At 65.3% G+C, this 1,260-nt stretch carries 2 pseudogenes; one reads left to right on the top strand and one right to left on the bottom strand.

What is annotated here, in order from left to right:
• A pseudogene (locus tag CWS39_RS28250) lies at positions 1–465 on the bottom strand (phytoene desaturase family protein); the annotation flags it as partial.
• Positions 466–571: 106 nt separating this feature from the next.
• On the opposite strand from CWS39_RS28250, the pseudogene CWS39_RS28255 reads away from it, so the two are divergent.
• Positions 572–1,260 (top strand): annotated as a pseudogene (locus CWS39_RS28255) (IS1634 family transposase); the annotation flags it as partial.

The raw sequence follows: 1,260 nt of genomic DNA on the forward strand, positions 1-1,260 counted from the left end.
AACGAACGACGCCCGGTGGTCGCGCCCTTGCAGCCGGGCAAGGAGCTGAGCCGAAAGATGATCAGCACCTACGAGTTCGGTGAGGGTGGTGTCGGGGGAGAGGTTGGAGACGACGACGGACGCGGTGATCGTCTCGCCGTCGCGGCAGCGCACGCCGGTGACTTTGCCGTCGTCGACGAGGATCTGCGCGACCTTGGTGCGGTAGCGGATCTCGCCGCCGTGGCTCTCGAACATGTCGCGCAGGTGTTCGGTGAGCGCACCGATGCCGCCTTCGAGCTTGGTCATCATCGCGGTGCCCTCCTCAGGCACGGCCAGGGCGAAGGCCAGACAGGTCGCGCTGCCGGGGGTGTAGGGGCCGCGATAGGTGGAGTTGACGGCGAGGAACGCGAGCATCCCGCGCATCACGGCGTGCTTCTTCTTGTCCGGCAGGTAGCGGTCGATGACGTCCATCGCCGAGCCGAACACCTGACTTCGGACATGGTCGCCGAGTTTTTGACCCGCTAGGCCTCTGACCTGTGGGTTTGCTGCTTGGGGTGGGCTGTTTGGGGTACTAGCCGGGTAGGTTCGGGCGGTGGCGTACGTGCGGAAGGTGCGCACGACCTCGGGCGCGGTGGCAGTGCAGGTCGCGCGCAAAGACCATGGCCGGGTGGTGATCCTGGCGCATCTGGGTTCGGCGCATACCGATGCTGAGCTGGGCATTCTGCTCGAACAGGCCCGGGAGATGGTGGTCGGTGGCCAAGCCGCGCTCGACTTCGAGGTGGCGGCGCGTGCTCAGTCGATGGCCGATGTGCCCGATTTCCGCGAGCAGGCGCTCATTGGTGAGCCGGCCGAACCTGTGGTGGCCCCGGTGGTGCCGCCTGGGCGGACAGTGGGCGCCGCCTCGCGGCTGCTCTATGACACCCTCGCCCACGTCTATGACTGGCTCGGGTTCGGCGTGGTCGCTGACCCGGTGTTCCGGGATTTGGTGATCGCCCGGATTGTCGAGCCCACCAGCAAGGCCGACGCGCAGCGAGTGCTGACCGACTTGGGCGCAACGACGGTGTCCTACCGCACGATTGCCCGTCATCTCGATCAGGTCGGGTCGGGCAAGTACCGGGATGCGATCGCGGCCAAATGCTTTGACTACAGCAGTGATTGCGGCGGTTTGAGCCTTCTGCTGTACGACGTGACGACGTTGTATTTCGAAGCCGAAAACGAGGACGAGCTCCGCAAAGTAGGCTTCAGCAATTATCCCGAGGTCGTGGTTATGCCGAGCCCAGG

This window comes from Mycobacterium hubeiense (assembly GCF_002838065.1).
Taxonomy (GTDB): Bacteria; Actinomycetota; Actinomycetes; order Mycobacteriales; family Mycobacteriaceae; genus Mycobacterium; species Mycobacterium hubeiense.